Here is a 16,153-nt window from a genome sequence, read left to right as displayed (position 1 = left end):
TAGTCATACGTTTAGGTAAAAAAAGCTTCATAAAACAGATTAATTGATGCATAAATAGTCATAGGTAGTGACGTTTAGCTGGTTGTGAGGGATGGCTAAAGAATAATCTACTATTGAAAAGGTTAATTAAATGTAAATATAATGCTGCAGCGGGATTATGGCGAGACAAAATATCTTTGTCTCACTTATGAACCATTACGCTTATTTGCGAAGCTTGCGGTATCGAGAAGGAATGTACGATGACAGTGGAAAATAAAGTAGAACGTAGTCTGTTTAATGAGGTGATGGTGCCTTGTTATAACCCAATGGAAATGATCCCAGTAAAAGGGGAAGGCGCACGCGTTTGGGACCAACAAGGCCGAGAGTATATCGACTTTGCTGGTGGTATCGCTGTGAGCTGTTTGGGTCACTGTCACCCGGCAATGGTTAACGCAGTTACTGAGCAAGCAAACAAGATTTGGCACCTAAGTAACGTGATGACCAACGAACCTGCGCTGCGTCTAGCGAAAAAGCTAACCGACGTATGTTTTGCAGAAAAAGTATTCTTTGCCAACTCTGGCGCAGAAGCGAATGAAGCAGCATTGAAGCTAGCTCGTCGTTGGGCGGCGGATGTTCACGGTCCTGAGAAATCTGAAATCATTGCATTCAAACAAGGTTTCCACGGTCGTACTTTCTTTACCGTAACGGTTGGTGGTCAAGAAGCTTACTCTGATGGTTTCGGTCCTAAACCGGGCGATGTGACTCACCTGCCTTACAACGATATTGCAGCGCTAGAAGCGCACATCTCTGATCGTACTTGTGCAATCATGATGGAACCTCTGCAAGGCGAGGGCGGTATCATCTCTCCAACGTCTGAATTCGTGAACACAGTTCGTGAACTGTGTGATAAACACAATGCACTGCTTATCTTTGATGAGGTGCAAACGGGTAATGGTCGTACCGGTAACTTTTATGCTTACCAGGGCCTAGGTGTGACACCAGATATTCTAAGCACGGCTAAATCTCTGGGTGGTGGTTTCCCTATTGGTGCAATGCTAACGACCACTGAACTCGCGACACATCTAAAAGTTGGTACGCACGGTTCTACTTACGGTGGTAACCCACTGGCGTGTGCTGTTGCTGAGGCGGTTGTTGATGTGGGTAGCCAACCTGAAACATTAGCTGGCGTGAAAGAGCGTGAAGCTCTGTTCCGCGATGGTCTAGCTAAGATTAACGACAAGTACCAAATCTTCAGTGAAGTTCGTGGTAAAGGCCTACTACTAGGTGCTGCACTTAACGAAGAGTGGCAAGGCCGTGCACGTGACGTATTGGTAGCAGCAGGCGAACAAGGCTTGATGGTACTGGTTGCGGGTGCAAACGTGGTTCGTTTCACGCCATCACTGGTTATTACTACACAAGAAATTGAAGAAGGCTTATCAAAACTAGACAAAGCAATCGCTACGCTAGTTTAGCCTGAGCGGCGTCATAGGAATGATCGCCAATAGAGCGATCCCATGACGTTCTGCTAAAGGCCCAAGCTTCTGGTTTTGGGCCTATTTTGCATCTGGAGGGAATATTGATGCTAGTTGTTCGCCCAATAAAATTATCTGATTACGATGCGCTGCATACCTGCGCGGTTGAATCTGGTCACGGATTCACATCTCTTCCGGTTAACGAAGAACTGTTAACTAACCGTATTACTCACTCTGAATACAGCTTTGCCAAGCAAAACGTGACTGAGCCCGGTGACGAAGGCTACCTGATGGTTGGCTTCGACACAGAAACCGGTGACGTTGCGGGTACGACTGGCATTGAAGCCTCAATTGGCTGGGATGTCCCGTTTTATTCGTACCACATCAGCAAAGTGGTTCACTCATCGCAAAAGCTTGGCGTGAATAACGTCGTGAAGCTACTGACTTTCGGTAATAACTACACAGGATGCAGTGAGATCTGCACATTGTTCTTGCGCCCAGCTTTCCGTGGTGGATTGAATGGTCGTTTGATGTCGAAGTGTCGCTTCCTGATCATGTCTGAGCACCCAGAGCGTTTTTCGAAAACGATTTTTGCTGAGATGCGTGGTGTATCGGATGCAGAAGGTAATTCTCCTTTCTGGCAATGGCTGCAAGAGCATTTCTTCTCGATTGATTTCACGCTTGCGGATTACCTAACCGGTATAGGTAAGAAAGGTTTCATTGCTGACCTAATGCCAAAGCTACCTATCTACGTGAACCTATTGAGCAAAGAAGCTCAGGCGGTGATTGGAGAGGTTCATGACAATACGCGCCCTGCACTTAAGTTGTTGGAACGTGAAGGTTTCACTAACCGTGGCTATGTCGATATCTTTGATGCAGGCCCAACGGTTGAGTGTGATCTAAGAAACATCGAATCGGTGCGTCACTCAATTAGAGCACAGGTTCAAATTGCAGAGCACTCTAGCTCTAAAGACTTCCTAATTGGTAATACCTCGTTTGAGAACTTCCGCGCAGTAGCCGCGAAAGGTGCGTATGACCAAGCAAGCGATACAGTGATTTTATCATCTGAAGTAGCGAGCGCTCTTGAAGTAAAAGAAGGCGAATTTGTTCGCATGTTGGCTCAGTAAGAGCGGCGATTATCTGTCGAAGATTTTAAGGATAGAAGTATGACTCAGTGGATAGCAGGACAGTGGGTGGCAGGTCAAGGTGACGCCATGACATCAGTAAGCCCATACAACAATGAAGTAGTGTGGCAGGGTGATAGCGCAACACCAGCGCAGGTTGAATCTGCAGTAGCAGCAGCTCGTGAAGCCTTCTTGGTTTGGAAAAAATTGAGCTTTGCAGAGCGTGAAGCGATCGTGTTGAACTTTGCTGAGAAGGTAAAAGAGAACAGCGAAGAGATTGCACAGATTATTGCAAAAGAGACGGGTAAGCCTATTTGGGAAACTCGCACTGAAGCGGGCGCGATGGCAGGCAAGATCGCCATCTCTATCCGTGCTTACCACGAGCGTACAGGTGAAGCTTCACGTGAAGCGGCTGGCAACCAAATTGTACTTCGTCACCGTCCATTGGGCGTGATGGCGGTATTTGGCCCTTACAACTTCCCAGGTCACTTACCTAACGGTCATATTGTTCCAGCTCTGCTATCGGGCAACACCGTAGTATTCAAGCCTTCAGAGCAGACACCTTGGACGGGGGAATTCGCAATGAAGCTATGGCAAGAAGCGGGTCTTCCTGCTGGCGTGATCAACCTAGTGCAAGGCGCTAAAGAGACAGGTATCGCACTGGCTGATGCTAAAGGTCTTGATGGCGTGCTATTTACGGGTAGTGCGAATACTGGTCATATCCTGCATCGTCAATTCGCGGGCCAACCGGGCAAGATGCTGGCACTAGAAATGGGCGGCAACAACCCTATGGTGATCAGCGACCAATACGGTGATGCAGACGCAACGGTATACACTATCATCCAATCGGCGTTCATCAGTGCGGGTCAGCGTTGTACATGTGCTCGTCGCTTGTATGTGCCTGTTGGCGAGAAGGGCGATCTGCTTCTAGATAAACTGGTCGCAGCTACGCAAAAGATTCGTGTCGATCAGCCATTCGCTGAACCTGCACCTTTCATGGGCCCTCAGATCTCTGAAGCTGCAGCTAAATTTATTCTAGACGCGCAAGCTAATCTGCAATCGTTAGGTGGTGTCAGCCTAGTAGAAGCAAAAGCGGGTCAAGCGGCGTTTGTTTCTCCGGGCATTATCGATGCAACCAATATTGCTGAACTGCCAGATGAAGAGTACTTCGGTCCATTGCTGCAAGTGGTTCGTTACCAATCGCTAGAGCAAGCGGTTGAATTAGCTAACGACACACGCTTTGGTTTGTCTGCAGGCCTTGTATCAACAGACGATTCTGAATGGGAATATTTCGTTGACCATATCCGTGCGGGTATTGTTAACCGTAACCGTCAGCTAACAGGCGCAAGTGGTGATGCACCGTTTGGTGGTCCGGGTGCTTCAGGCAACCTACGTCCAAGTGCTTACTACGCAGCTGACTACTGTGCTTACCCTATGGCTTCAATGGAAGGTGGCGAAACTCAACTACCAGCATCGTTTAGCCCAGGTATTGAGCTTTAATTTAGGCTAATGAGTCTTAGGCTCATTGGTTAAGCTTGAAATAGGGAAGTGGTGTTATCGCTTCCCTTTTCCATCACGTCCGACACCTAGATTGGGCGGTAGATAATAATAGAACAAGTATGTCACAGGCTGATGGCTGCTGACTCTGTGTCTCAGCCTCTCCCTTTCTAATCCAAATTACTAGCTTGCTAGAACCTCTGACAAGGAGTCACCATGACGCCCGATCTACTCTTTAAATCACTATGGGACGATTACATTCACAGGCTGTGTCCATCGGCTGAGAAAGTGCATCACTTGCTGAAAGAAGATGAAGCGCTGATCAACGACCATATTGCACTGCGTACTTTTAATGTTGCCCCTCTCGGTATTGAAACACTAGCTAAGCCTTTCCTGGAACTGGGTTACAAGGCGTGTGGCGACTACCTGTTTGAGAGCAAGAAGCTAGTGGCTAAACACTACGAGCACCCAGACCCGAAGCAGCCAAAAGTGTTCATTAGTGAATTGAAGGTCGAAGAGTGTTCTAGTGAATTACAACAGATCGTTGCTAAGTTAGTTGAGCAGGTTGATGCAAGCAAGTTTCAAGGTCATGAGTTCTTGTTTGGTGGTCGCCAATGGGATTTGAGCTTCGCTGATTTCCAAGTACTAGCTAAAGAGAGCGAATACGCATCTTGGCTAGCGGCTCATGGATATGGTGCAAACCACTTTACGGTAAGTGTGAACCAGCTGAATAACTTTGATGAAGTGCAGGCGGTGAATGACTACCTGAGCGAGTCTGGCTTCACTATCAATGCATCTGGCGGTGAAGTTAAAGGCTCTCCAGAGGTATTATTAGAGCAATCATCAACTATGGCAGACAAAGTCCCAGTGGCATTTATTGAAGGCAATGAGATGATTCCTGGTGGCTTCTATGAGTTTGCTAAGCGTTATGCAATGGCGAATGGTGAGCTTTATACGGGTTTTGTGGCCGCATCGGCGGATAAGATCTTCGAAAGTACCAACGGTTAACAAGGTACGAGTACGGGCTGTATCCTAGAGATGTGAGTACGCTTCGCTTCGAGGAAGTTTACAAATAGGATTCTGTGATTTCTTCTCGTATCTGCTCTATAGATCTTTAGAAAACAAAAAAGCCACCAAATTCGCATTTGGTGGCTTTCAAATTTTTGGCTCAGTGAATCGAGATTAACGAGTACCGTATACCACGATAGTTTTACCGTGTGCAGAAATTAGGTTCTGCTCTTCTAGCATCTTCAAGATACGACCAACTGTCTCACGAGAACAACCAACGATCTGGCCAATCTCTTGACGAGTGATCTTGATTTGCATGCCGTCAGGGTGAGTCATTGCATCTGGCTGTTTCGCTAGGTTTAGTAGCGTTTGAGCGATACGACCTGTTACGTCAAGGAACGCTAAGTCACCAACCTTTTGGCTAGTTACTTGTAGACGGTTTGCCATTTGCGCTGAAAGGCGCATTAGGATATCTGGGTTCACTTGGATAAGTTGACGGAATTTCTTGAAAGAAATCTCAGCTACTTCACAAGGAGATTTAGCACGAACCCAAGCAGTACGCTCTTGGTCTTCTTCGAACAAGCCAAGTTCACCGATGAAGTCGCCTTGGTTTAGGTAAGAAAGAATCATTTCCTTACCTTCTTCGTCTTTGATAAGAACTGCCACAGAACCTTTAACGATGTAGTACAAGGTTTCTGCCTTTTCACCAGCATGAATCAAAGTACTTTTTGAAGGGTACTTATGAATATGACAGTGTGAAAGGAACCACTCTAATGTTGGATCGGTTTGAGGTTTACCTAGAACCATAATATCTCACTTCCTCTGCAGGGTATGCTTGCTGCTTTCCGTATTTTAGCTAAGCCTGGATTGACTTGTAGGATAAGAGCACTCGTTGAGCGCTGCAAGCTATCTTGTGTTTCGTTTAAGAATAGTATCCTTTTTCAGGTACTATTTCTTGATTTTAATCGTGACCAAGCTACGATTTTTTACGCAAAATTGTGCACATGATCACGGTATGAAAAGTAATCAACCAGAATGTCGTTTTGTTAACCTATTTTTCCGGTTTCGATAAGTTGTTGCAGGATTGGCCTCACAATGAGCTCCATAGCAAAACTCATCTTGCCACCTGGCACCACTAGCGTGTTGTGGCGAGACATAAACGAGCCATCAATCATAGCCAGAAGGTAGGGGAAATCGACGTTTTTGATGCCACGCAAACGTATAACTACGAAGCTTTCGTCTAAACTTGGAATCCCTTTGGCGTTAAGTGGGTTCGATGTATCTACGGTTGGAACACGCTGAAAGTTTATGTGAGTGCGCGAAAATTGCGGGGTAATGTAGTTGAGGTAATCATCCATTGAACGAACAATGGAGTCCATTACCGCTTCGCGTGAGTGGCCACGATCGCGAGTGTCACGAACGAACTTTTGGATCCACTCTAGGTTTACGATAGGTACCATGCCGATCAGCAAATCGACGTGTTGAGAAACGTTAATGTCGCCATCAACCACACCGCCGTGCAAGCCTTCGTAAAACATCACATCGGAATTTTCCGGGATCTCTTGCCATGGCGTGAAGGTGCCCGGCATTTGATTGTAAGGCACGGCTTCATCGAAGGTGTGCAGGTAGCTTCGTACCTTACCTGTACCTTCGTTACCGTATTTACGGAAGAACTCCTCTAACGCACCAAAGTCGTTGGCTTGTGGACCAAAGTAGCTGATGTGCTTACCTTGCTCGCGCGCTTTCCGGATCTCGACATCCATCTCAGGTCGAGTGAAGCGATGGAAACTATCCCCTTCAACCCAAGCAGCCCTCACGTCCATCATATTGAACATTTTACGGAAGGCTTCTGAGGTGGTGGTGGTGCCGGCTCCAGATGAACCCGTCACCGCAATAATTGGATGTTTAGCGGACATGACAACCCTTGTCTTTTGAGTAACTTACTTGTTAGCAATCGTTTACCACTATAACACGGCTCCTTTATGAGCGCAGCTTAGAAGCGTTTTGTGACTTGAATATCAACGGTTTCATGTAGCTCAGAAAACACGATGCTGACTTCCTTTGAGGCTAATTGATGTTTCACTTGGTCAATCTTGTTTTGCAGTGAAACCTCGACGTCACCGTAGTCTGTGCCTTCACGCAGCACGAATTCTTTGATGAGGTTTTCCAGTGTCTCTGGTGCAATGTCTTGCCATGGGATGATCATAAATACTTCTCTCTTTTATGTTCATGGATATGTTTATTGATGTCGAAATGCGTGTGCTTAGTAATGTTTTGCTTCTATTTACTAAGGCTCGGTCATTATGCCGAATCTTGGATACTTTCATAGTAGGCAGGCAAGGCTTCTTCTAACCAAAACCTTGGTTTGAGTGTGCTGCCAGTAATAAACCCCACATGGCCGCCTTTTTGAAACAGTCGATAATCGATGTTATCGGGCAGAACGAATTTTGGGATCACATCATCGGTCATGAATGGGTCATCTTTGGCATGAATGATCTGAGTCGGCAGTTTAATCTTATTGAGCTTAGGCAGCGCAGAACATTGCGCATAATAGTCTTGGGCATTTTTGAAGCCGTGTAGAGGTGCAGTGATGCGTTCATCAAACTCATACAGTTTGGTGATGTTCTTGATGGCTTCAGCGGTGATGCCAAGTTTTTCCTGTAGCAGGTTAACCTTTTTTAGCGCATTCGATTTTAGAGAGTTGAGCAGGTACTTCTTATAGAGCTTGGAGAAACCGCGTTCAATGCGACTAGAGCAACACGCTAAGTCAAAAGGAGCAGATACGATGGTCGCCGCCGACAGCAACGGGTCGTCTGCGTATTCAGCCAAATAGTTCGCCAGCATGTTCCCACCTAAAGATATGCCAACCGCAACCTTCGGGTTATTCGGAAACTGAGCGTGCAGGTGTCTTAGGAAAAAGCGCGCATCTTCGACCTCACCTGAATGGTAAGCGCGAGCCAGGCGATTAGGTTTTCCGCTGCAACCTCTGAAGTGCATCATTACCGATAACCAACCATCTTTAGCAAATGCATTCATCAGTCCGTTGGCGTAAGGGCTCTCAAAGCTACCTTCTAAACCATGGAATAGAACGAATATCGGCTTGTTCCTTCGAACATCAATGCTTGGGTTGTCATCGTCTGGTGATTCGCTCCAAGCAAGATCAAGAAAGTCACCATCGGGAGTTTCTAAGGTTTGCCAGTGAGGATGAAACAGCGCCTGTTTTCTAATAAACCGTGGCACTAAGGTTTGTAAGTGCGGATTAGAGAGACCAGCGGCTGCGGTAAATATTGTCATAAAAACGATCCATGCTTCTTTTATGGGCTTTGATAACGTGTTGAGCTTGTAACGAAATGCCCACGTTTTTATTTGAGCTTGGTTGATTCTCGGCATAAGCGCAAGGCTTTCACTTATACGAGACAGAAAAACAGGCTATGGGTAACCAGTTGAATAATATCAATGTTAGGTGCGTTAAACACTTCATTGTGCGTATTAGTCAGTGCATGCAAATGAAGAGAGACAGGGCGCAGTTAAGCTTGGATCTTGATTGAAGAAAAAGGAAAGAGAATGAGCTAGGGCTGAGGTGCTGGTTCAGAAAAAGCGTCGTAGAGGTTTTCTGCTCCTAATAAACGACAGTACTGAAACGCGAGCGGTGATTGCTGGTTAGCGTAAAGCTGTAGGGAGTTTATACAGTCGACGAGATCGGACTGTTGTTGCTTTTCAAGCTGTAACTCAAACTGTAAGGCTTCACGGTATAGTGAGTCGACAACGTGTGCTTTGAGGTGTTTACGTAGCTCTCGATAACTATGAAGCAGGGTTTCAGAGCGGCCCAAGCATTGTTGTACTTTGTGCCACTCTTCTTCAGCAAAAGACAATTGCTGCTCATCGAGCCATTTGAGAAGCAGCAGTAAATTGACGTTGCCGTGGAACTGGTTTTGCAAAGCTAGGCACGCATCCTTTACACCGCGCACACTGTAGTACTGAAGGCTAAATTGCCATAGTCGTTCCAGTGTTAGTGATATTGGGGCGTGCTCTGGGTTCATAAGCTATCCATATCCTGTTCCATCTGCTCAAGCGCTTCTTGAGTGGACATCCAATCCATTTCAACTTCTTCTAGCTGTGACTTACTGCTCGCTTGGAGAGCGAGTACTTTATTCAGTTTAGCCTTATTTTCAGCTTCATACAGTGAAGTGTCGGATAATTCTTGTTCGGCTTCTTCAAGAGCCTGCGTTAATTTATCCATCTGCTTTTCAAATTGAGTCAGCTTTTTACGAAGTGGTGCCGTCAGTTTACGGAACTCGGCTTCTTTACGTTTCTGTTCTTTTTTCGCTGCTGCACTGTTGGCGCCGTCTTTGGCTGGTGCCAATGCTTGCGCTTCTTTACGTTCAATTTTCTGTTGCTCGGTTAGCCACTTGTAGTAATCGCTTAAGTCACCATCAAACGGTGCTACTTGGCGGTCGTGTACAAGGTATAAATCATCGGTAGTCGCACGTAGTAGGTAACGGTCGTGCGATACGATAACCATTGCACCTTCAAACGTCTGCAATGCAAAAGTCAGCGCCTGACGCATGTCGAGATCCAAGTGGTTGGTTGGTTCATCGAGTAGCAACAGGTTTGGTTTTTGCCATACCAGTAGCGCTAGAACTAAACGCGCTTTTTCACCACCAGAGAAGGGGGCCACTTTATCGAGCGCTTTTTCACCTTGGAAACCGAAGCTACCTAGGTAATCACGCAGTTGTTGCTCGGTGTGTTTAGGGGCAATCTGCATCATGTGTTGCAGCGGCGTCTCTTCTGGATGCAGGGTTTCTAATTGGTGCTGTGCGAAGTAACCAATCTTAACGCCTTGCGAATAGCTCAGCTCACCACCTTGCTGTTTCAGTTCGCCAGAAAGAAGCTTAATCAGCGTGGATTTACCAGCACCATTTCGACCAAGCAGACCAATACGGCTGCCCGGTACTAGGTTCAAGCGAATCTTCTCTAGAATCAGATTGTCATCGTAACCTGCAGAGACCTCGTCCATCATCATGATTGGGTTTGGTAGTGCGTCTGGTTCTCTAAACTCAAAGCTGAATGGGTTATCAAACTGAGCAGGCAGTACTTGTTCCATTTTCTCTAACGCTTTAATACGGCTTTGCGCTTGGCGAGCCTTTGAAGCTTTGTAACGGAAACGGTCAATGTAGCTCTGCATGTGAGACATCTGTTTCTGCTGCTTTTGGTACATCGCTTGTTGCAGAATCAGTTTTTGCGCTCGTTGGGTTTCGAACGATGAGTAGTTACCTGTGTACTCATTGAGCTGTTGATTTTCAACGTGCACGATACGGTTGACGATAGGGTCTAAGAAGTCTCTATCGTGCGAGATAAGTACTAGCGTGCCAGGGTAGCTTTGTAACCAACGCTCTAGCCACATTACTGCGTCTAAATCCAAGTGGTTGGTAGGTTCATCGAGTAGCAGTAGGTCACTGCGACACAGTAGGGCTTGCGCTAGGTTTAAACGCATACGCCAACCACCTGAGAATTGAGTCAGGTTCCACGCCATTTGTTCTTGGCTAAAGCCTAGGCCGTCTAACAGCTCGGCAGCGCGAGCCTTGATGCTGTAACCACCAATGGTCTCAATCTTGCCGTGGATCTCTGCTACCAAGGTGCCGTTGTCGGCTTGTTCAGCTTTCTCTAGTTGATCTTCAAGGCCGCGGTATTCACGGTCGCCATCAATCACGTATTCAATTGCTGTTCTTTCTAATGCTGGCGTTTCTTGAGCAACCCAAGCCATTTCCCAATGAGCTGGTTTACTGAATGAGCCTGCATCAATAGACAGTTCGTCCTTAATTAAGGCGAATAGCGTAGATTTACCACAGCCGTTTTTACCAACCAAACCGATCTTGTCGCCAGGGTGAAAAGTCGCAGATGCTTGGTCGAGGAGTGGCTTACCGCCGCGTAGCAATTGAATATCAGAGAAAGTAATCATAATTGAAATAGCATAGAAATTAGAGGTGAACAGACGCCTGCATAGTAGGCTGAAACCAGATAAAAGTCGATCACAATGCAATTTGCGTTATGATGCCAATAACATATTAATAACTTTTGCTTAAATTCTTGTGGCCTTGCCACCGTTTAGCCTTCAAAGGAATGTTTCAAAGGAATGAGTAATACTCCCTCGACAGACAAATCCGTGCCAAAGGTGCTGGTCATCTATGCGCACCCTGAGCCGCAAACCTCTATCGCTAACCAGATCATGGTTAAAAAGATAGAGTCACTTGGGAATGTCAAAATCCACGATCTCTACGCCATCTATCCGGACTTTTTTATTGATGTGCCTTCCGAGCATGAATTGCTGCTTGAATATGATGTGATTGTGTTCCAACACCCTTTGTTTATGTATTCATGTCCTTCGTTGTTGAAAGAGTGGTTTGATCGCGTGTTAGGTAAGGGTTTTGCCTTTGGTGAGCAAAGCGCACTTAAGGGCAAACACTGGCGTAGCGTTATCACAACCGGTGGTAAAGAAGAGGCGTTTGGTGCCGCAGGCTATAATAAATATCCATTACAAGAGATTTTGCAACCATTCGAGCTAACCGCTGCTTTGTGTCAGATGAATTGGATATCCCCTTTGGTTTTACACTGGGCACGAAATGTCACCGATATGACGCGTTACCAACACGCCGAAGCGTATCGAAATTGGTTGCGAGACCCGCTACAAGATATAGGAGCAGATGATGGCTCTGACTAATGATTTTCTACAAAGTAGCGTTATATTTTTAGCGGCTGCTGTGGTTGCGGTTCCTATCGCGCAGCGAGCTGGCTTGGGTTCAGTACTCGGTTACTTATTAGCTGGTGTAGCGATTGGGCCTTGGGGACTTGGCTTAATCAGTGACGTAGAGGCGATTCTGCACTTCTCCGAATTCGGGGTAGTACTGCTGCTCTTCCTGATTGGCCTAGAGCTTAACCCGAAAAAATTGTGGCAGATGCGAGCCCCCATTCTTGGGTTAGGTGGCGCGCAAGTGCTGATCACCACTCTGATTATTACCGCCATCGCCTGTCTATTTGGATTAACGTGGCAAACCAGCCTAGTGATAGGTATGGGCTTGGCGCTGTCTTCGACTGCGATTGCCTTGCGTGTTATTGAAGAGCGAGAGCTTGGCGGCAAAGAAGCCGGGCAGTCTGGCTTTGCGGTGTTACTTTTCCAAGATATTGCAGTAATCCCTATGCTCGCAATGTTGCCTTTGCTTGCGGGTAATACCGGTGGCAGTTGGGCGGACATGCTTTGGATGCTGGGTGGTGTGATTGGTCTGCTGGTTGGTGGCCACTTCTTATTGAGACCACTGTTCCGATACGTAGTGATGAGTGGTGTGCGTGAGTTATTCACCGTCGCAGCACTGCTATTGGTAATCGGTATTGCCGTGATCATGCAACAGATTGGCTTGTCGATGGCATTAGGTACCTTCCTAGCGGGCGTACTTCTGGCTGAAAGTGAATACCGACACGAGCTTGAAATCGCGATTGACCCATTCAAAGGGTTGTTGCTTGGTCTGTTCTTTATCTCGGTTGGTATGGCGGTGAACTTAGGCTTACTAGCTGAAAGCCCATTCGCGATACTGATTGCTGTATTAGCTCTCGTGGTTTTGAAAGGCTTAGTGCTGTATGCGCTAGCTCGTATTTTCGGTACTCAAGCCAAAGCCCGCAGTCGCATGGCGATGATTCTCAGCCAAGGTGGTGAGTTCGCTTTCGTTATTTTTACCGCGGCGAGTGCTCAAGGCATCTTAAGCGGCGAACAAGTGTCGTTCTTACTGGTGGTTGTGAGTTTGTCGATGGTGACCACGCCATTGATGCTCAAGCTGCAAGACCGATTCTTTGCTCGTCAACTTAACCAAATCAGCGAAAACGCAATGTCTTCGGATGTGGTCGATCGCAGTCCTCGAGTGATCATTGCAGGCTTTGGTCGTTTCGGTCAGATTATTGGTCGTTTGATGTATGCCAATAAGATTCGTATTACCGTTCTTGAGAGTGATGCCAGCCAAATCCATATCCTTAGAAAGTTTGGCTACAAAGTATTTTACGGAGATTCGACTCACCTAGAGCTGTTACGCGCAGCCGGTGCTGATAAAGCAGAGGCGATTGTGCTGTGTACTGACTCCCCCGATGAAATCATGAAAACCGTCGATTTATGTAAGCAGCACTTCCCAGGCTTAAAGATCTTAGCGCGTGCTCGAAGCCGTGTTGAAGCCTACCAATTACTTAACCATGGTGTGAGTAATTATTCGCGTGAAACCTTTCTTGGGGCACTGGATTTAGGTCGTCAAACATTGACTGAACTTGGTATGCATCCATATAAAGCGAAGCGAGCAGAAGCACACTTTAGAAAGTTGGATAATGGTATGCTCAAAGAGTTGCTGCCTCAGCATAACGAAGATGCCGAGTTAGCCCAAAGAGCGAAAGAGGCTCGTAAAGAGCTTGAAGAGATCTTTGGACACGAGATGGAAAACGATCACCAGTCTCGAAACTATTGGCAGTAGCCTGAATTTATAACTAATAGTTTGAGTTTAGAGATATAGCTTGAGCTTAGAAATAATAGTCTAGAGAACCAATCTAATAATAAACGTGGTCTCTGCTTTTTCTTAAATAGATCTAGAGTAGAAGAACTGCGAATCCAGAGTAGTAAAGGATATCAACGTGAAACAGAAAAAACGCTTTATCGCAGGGGCAAGCTGCCCAAGTTGTAGTACTCAAGACACACTCCGTTGGTGGATTGAAAATAATATAGAGCTGGTGGAATGTGTCGATTGTGACTTCACAGAACAGCGTAAACCGAAAACTGTAGAGAAATCTGAACACGCGAATCAAGAAATGATCGGTATTTTTAAGCCAGAATGATTGAGTTTCGTTAATTGATCCCCATAATATCCGGGTACAGAATTTTTCCTAAGCTCAACTGTTCGAGCTTAGTCCAAACCTCCTTGGAGCTCTCATGAAAATTGAAAAGAACGTAGTAGTTAGTGTTGCATATCAAGTGAAACTTGAAGATGGCGTAGTAGTTGACCAATCAACTGCAGAAGCTCCACTAGATTACCTTCACGGTCACAACAACCTAATTACAGGTCTTGAAAAAGAGCTTGAAGGCAAAGTAGCTGGCGACAAGTTCTCTGCAACTGTTACTCCAGAAGACGCTTACGGCGAGCACAACGACGCACTAGTTCAACGTGTTCCTGCTGACGTATTCCAAGGTGTTGAGCAAATCGAAGTTGGCATGCGTTTCCTAGCGGATACTGACCAAGGTCCAATCCCAGTAGAAGTTACTGAAGTAGATGGCGACGAAGTTGTTGTTGATGGTAACCACATGCTAGCTGGCCAAACTCTAACGTTTGACGTTGAAGTTGTAGCGGTTCGTGAAGCGACTGAAGAAGAAGTTCAACACGGTCACGTACACCAAGAAGGCGGCTGTGGCGGTCATGACCACGATCACGACCACGAAGGCGGTTGCTGTGGTGGCGAAGGCCATGACCACGGTGAAGAGAAGAAAGACGGCTGCTGCGGCGGCGGTAGCTGTGGTTCTCACTAATACCGAATTAACGGTGTAGTTTAAGAATCTTGAAAGCCTCCCTTGTGGAGGCTTTTTGCGTTTAGGAGTCTAGCTTTTTGAGCTTACTTTTAATCTACTAAACTAAGTGTCCGCAAATCTAAGCATTCGCAAAAAGTTTGGTTTTCGCTATCAGACATAGAACCATGGATGTGGTATTGATAGCACAACATTATAAGATGACGTCAGTGGAGAGTTTGTATGTCACAGCCTTTTTCAATTGCCATTCATGGTGGTGCAGGAACCATCTTGCGAGAGCAAATGAGCGATGAATTAAAAGCGGGTATTACCGAGGCTTTGGAAAAATCGGTTTTGGCTGGTTATCAAATATTGCAAGCGGGTGGTGATGCTCTGGATGCGGTGGTTGCGTCAGTCAAGGTGATGGAAGACAGCCCCCACTTTAATGCAGGTAAGGGCTCTGTTTTAACTCATGATGAATTTGTTGAGATGGACGCTTCTGTGATGCATGGCCGCGAAATGGATGCGGGTGCCATTGCGGGCGTTCGCCATATCAAAAACCCGATTGAGCTTGCGCGTGATGTGATGCTGAAAAGCGACCATGTGTTGCTGATTGGTGAAGGTGCCGAGAAGTTTGCGTTTGAGCATGACTACACCTTTACTGAGCAAGATTACTTCTTTACTGAGCGCCGCTATGACCAACTTCAGTCGATGAAAGAGAAAGGCATCTTTGCTCTGTCTGAAGCGAAATACGATGAGCAGCAAGCTGAGAAATACCCTGACGACAAAAAGTACGGCACGGTTGGTGCGGTGGCATTAGACCAAGCGGGTAACTTAGCGGCAGCAACTAGTACCGGTGGCGTGACCAATAAGAAATACGGTCGTGTGGGTGACTCTCCGATTATTGGTGCAGGAACCATCGCTGAAAATGGCAACGTTGCGGTTTCAACAACGGGTATGGGCGAGTTCTTCCTACGTAAAATGGTCGCCAGTGATGTCGCAGCACGAATGCGTTATCTAAAAGAAGATGTGCACACCGCCTGTGAAACGATCATTCAAGGTGAATTGAAAACCATGGGTGGTGAAGGTGGTTTGATCGCTATTGATGACCAAGGCGATATTCATTTTGGTATGAACAGCTCAGGAATGTATCGTGCAAGCGTTGATACTCAAGGTCGTGTTGAAGTGAAGATTTATGCGGATGAGTAATCTCATACAGGCGTAAATTAAATTACCAAGTACATAAACAAAGGGCGGCAGATATTTTCTGCCGCCCTTTGTTTTTCAATTATGACAAATGAACAGGAGCCCATTTGAATTGAACTTAATAGTGTGGCGGTGGCGTTTCTTCTGATGGGTCCGCTAGGTTAGAGCCATCCATATTTTTCACTTTGCCAACCACGAATTTCATCTGGTCTTGCATTCTCGTGATCAACATTTGTTGTTGGCTAAGCGCTTCATTGAGCTCTTCAATGGTCTGTTCTTGGAAAGCTAGCTGACACTCTAGGTCATTCACGCGGCTTTCTAGTTGTTCAACTCGCTTTTCTGTCATC

The 16,153-nt window shown here is 46.3% G+C and carries 16 protein-coding genes; 9 read left to right on the top strand and 7 right to left on the bottom strand.

The window, feature by feature from the left end; all coding sequences use genetic code 11:
* Positions 1-239: 239 nt before the first annotated feature.
* From ATB74_RS16420 to ATB74_RS16405, 4 genes are all read left to right on the top strand, one after another.
* Complete coding sequence (locus tag ATB74_RS16420; protein ID WP_061019171.1) at positions 240-1,451, top strand: aspartate aminotransferase family protein; 1,212 nt, start codon at positions 240-242, stop codon at positions 1,449-1,451.
* A 107-nt stretch (positions 1,452-1,558) separates the two neighbouring features.
* Complete coding sequence (astA, locus tag ATB74_RS16415) at positions 1,559-2,578, top strand: arginine N-succinyltransferase (protein ID WP_061019170.1); 1,020 nt, start codon at positions 1,559-1,561, stop codon at positions 2,576-2,578.
* 39 nt (positions 2,579-2,617) lie between these two features.
* The gene (astD, locus tag ATB74_RS16410) at positions 2,618-4,075 is read left to right on the top strand and encodes a succinylglutamate-semialdehyde dehydrogenase (RefSeq protein WP_061019169.1); all 1,458 of its coding nucleotides are present in this window, start codon (positions 2,618-2,620) and stop codon (positions 4,073-4,075) included.
* Between the two features lie 213 nt (positions 4,076-4,288).
* On the top strand, positions 4,289-5,080 hold the full coding sequence (locus ATB74_RS16405) for a DUF1338 domain-containing protein (RefSeq protein ID WP_061019168.1): 792 nt from the start codon (positions 4,289-4,291) through the stop codon (positions 5,078-5,080).
* A gap of 174 nt (positions 5,081-5,254) precedes the next feature.
* Here the strand turns inward: ATB74_RS16405 and crp are convergent, their stop codons facing one another.
* The 6 genes from crp to ATB74_RS16375 form a co-directional block, all read right to left on the bottom strand.
* Positions 5,255-5,887 (bottom strand): cAMP-activated global transcriptional regulator CRP, encoded by a 633-nt coding sequence (gene crp, locus ATB74_RS16400; RefSeq protein WP_004729651.1) that lies wholly within the window; start codon positions 5,885-5,887, stop codon positions 5,255-5,257.
* A 239-nt stretch (positions 5,888-6,126) separates the two neighbouring features.
* Complete coding sequence (locus tag ATB74_RS16395) at positions 6,127-6,996, bottom strand: phosphoribulokinase (RefSeq protein ID WP_060983384.1); 870 nt, start codon at positions 6,994-6,996, stop codon at positions 6,127-6,129.
* A 77-nt stretch (positions 6,997-7,073) separates the two neighbouring features.
* Positions 7,074-7,286, bottom strand: a complete 213-nt coding sequence (locus ATB74_RS16390; protein ID WP_004729649.1) for a YheU family protein — start codon at positions 7,284-7,286, stop codon at positions 7,074-7,076.
* A 95-nt stretch (positions 7,287-7,381) separates the two neighbouring features.
* Positions 7,382-8,374, bottom strand: coding sequence for a hydrolase (locus ATB74_RS16385; protein WP_061019167.1), 993 nt, complete (start codon positions 8,372-8,374; stop codon positions 7,382-7,384).
* Between the two features lie 275 nt (positions 8,375-8,649).
* A complete protein-coding gene (locus tag ATB74_RS16380) occupies positions 8,650-9,120 on the bottom strand; it encodes a TIGR02444 family protein (protein ID WP_061019166.1) in 471 nt (156 codons plus the stop codon).
* Positions 9,117-11,039, bottom strand: coding sequence for an ABC transporter ATP-binding protein (locus ATB74_RS16375; protein ID WP_061019165.1), 1,923 nt, complete (start codon positions 11,037-11,039; stop codon positions 9,117-9,119). Before ATB74_RS16375 ends, ATB74_RS16380 begins: the two co-directional genes overlap by 4 nt.
* Before the next feature lie 174 nt (positions 11,040-11,213).
* On the opposite strand from ATB74_RS16375, the gene kefG reads away from it, so the two are divergent.
* The 5 genes from kefG (at position 11,214) to ATB74_RS16350 (ending at position 15,809) form a co-directional block, all read left to right on the top strand.
* Positions 11,214-11,798, top strand: a complete 585-nt coding sequence (gene kefG / locus ATB74_RS16370) for a glutathione-regulated potassium-efflux system ancillary protein KefG (RefSeq protein ID WP_061019164.1) — start codon at positions 11,214-11,216, stop codon at positions 11,796-11,798.
* Positions 11,785-13,581, top strand: coding sequence for a glutathione-regulated potassium-efflux system protein KefB (gene kefB / locus ATB74_RS16365; RefSeq protein ID WP_060983380.1), 1,797 nt, complete (start codon positions 11,785-11,787; stop codon positions 13,579-13,581). The genes kefG and kefB overlap by 14 nt, the downstream gene beginning before the upstream one ends.
* Positions 13,582-13,738: 157 nt before the next feature.
* Positions 13,739-13,939 carry a YheV family putative zinc ribbon protein gene (locus ATB74_RS16360; protein WP_019825339.1) on the top strand — a complete coding sequence of 67 codons (201 nt, stop codon included), beginning with the start codon at positions 13,739-13,741 and terminating at the stop codon, positions 13,937-13,939.
* A 94-nt stretch (positions 13,940-14,033) separates the two neighbouring features.
* Positions 14,034-14,624, top strand: coding sequence for a peptidylprolyl isomerase (gene slyD / locus ATB74_RS16355; protein WP_017061108.1), 591 nt, complete (start codon positions 14,034-14,036; stop codon positions 14,622-14,624).
* A 219-nt stretch (positions 14,625-14,843) separates the two neighbouring features.
* Positions 14,844-15,809 (top strand): isoaspartyl peptidase/L-asparaginase family protein, encoded by a 966-nt coding sequence (locus tag ATB74_RS16350; RefSeq protein ID WP_061019163.1) that lies wholly within the window; start codon positions 14,844-14,846, stop codon positions 15,807-15,809.
* A gap of 115 nt (positions 15,810-15,924) precedes the next feature.
* Here the strand turns inward: ATB74_RS16350 and ATB74_RS16345 are convergent, their stop codons facing one another.
* Positions 15,925-16,152 carry a SlyX family protein gene (locus ATB74_RS16345; protein WP_061019162.1) on the bottom strand — a complete coding sequence of 76 codons (228 nt, stop codon included), beginning with the start codon at positions 16,150-16,152 and terminating at the stop codon, positions 15,925-15,927.
* Position 16,153 lies beyond the last annotated feature (1 nt).

Source organism: Vibrio splendidus (assembly GCF_001557875.1).
In the GTDB taxonomy this organism is placed as follows: Bacteria; Pseudomonadota; Gammaproteobacteria; order Enterobacterales; family Vibrionaceae; genus Vibrio; species Vibrio splendidus_F.
The sequence above is the reverse complement of the archived record's forward strand: the minus strand, read 5'-3'. Positions and strand labels throughout refer to the sequence as shown.

What these genes read in the sequence shown, in the direction of transcription:
- ATB74_RS16420 (WP_061019171.1), top strand. Translation starts at nt 240, where the DNA reads ATGACAGTGGAAAATAAAGTAGAACGTAGTCTGTTTAATGAGGTGATG.
- astA (WP_061019170.1), top strand. Translation starts at nt 1,559, where the DNA reads ATGCTAGTTGTTCGCCCAATAAAATTATCTGATTACGATGCGCTGCAT.
- astD (WP_061019169.1), top strand. Translation starts at nt 2,618, where the DNA reads ATGACTCAGTGGATAGCAGGACAGTGGGTGGCAGGTCAAGGTGACGCC.
- ATB74_RS16405 (WP_061019168.1), top strand. Translation starts at nt 4,289, where the DNA reads ATGACGCCCGATCTACTCTTTAAATCACTATGGGACGATTACATTCAC.
- crp (WP_004729651.1), bottom strand. Translation starts at nt 5,887, where the DNA reads ATGGTTCTAGGTAAACCTCAAACCGATCCAACATTAGAGTGGTTCCTT.
- ATB74_RS16395 (WP_060983384.1), bottom strand. Translation starts at nt 6,996, where the DNA reads ATGTCCGCTAAACATCCAATTATTGCGGTGACGGGTTCATCTGGAGCC.
- ATB74_RS16390 (WP_004729649.1), bottom strand. Translation starts at nt 7,286, where the DNA reads ATGATCATCCCATGGCAAGACATTGCACCAGAGACACTGGAAAACCTC.
- ATB74_RS16385 (WP_061019167.1), bottom strand. Translation starts at nt 8,374, where the DNA reads ATGACAATATTTACCGCAGCCGCTGGTCTCTCTAATCCGCACTTACAA.
- ATB74_RS16380 (WP_061019166.1), bottom strand. Translation starts at nt 9,120, where the DNA reads ATGAACCCAGAGCACGCCCCAATATCACTAACACTGGAACGACTATGG.
- ATB74_RS16375 (WP_061019165.1), bottom strand. Translation starts at nt 11,039, where the DNA reads ATGATTACTTTCTCTGATATTCAATTGCTACGCGGCGGTAAGCCACTC.
- kefG (WP_061019164.1), top strand. Translation starts at nt 11,214, where the DNA reads ATGAGTAATACTCCCTCGACAGACAAATCCGTGCCAAAGGTGCTGGTC.
- kefB (WP_060983380.1), top strand. Translation starts at nt 11,785, where the DNA reads ATGGCTCTGACTAATGATTTTCTACAAAGTAGCGTTATATTTTTAGCG.
- slyD (WP_017061108.1), top strand. Translation starts at nt 14,034, where the DNA reads ATGAAAATTGAAAAGAACGTAGTAGTTAGTGTTGCATATCAAGTGAAA.
- ATB74_RS16350 (WP_061019163.1), top strand. Translation starts at nt 14,844, where the DNA reads ATGTCACAGCCTTTTTCAATTGCCATTCATGGTGGTGCAGGAACCATC.
- ATB74_RS16345 (WP_061019162.1), bottom strand. Translation starts at nt 16,152, where the DNA reads ATGACAGAAAAGCGAGTTGAACAACTAGAAAGCCGCGTGAATGACCTA.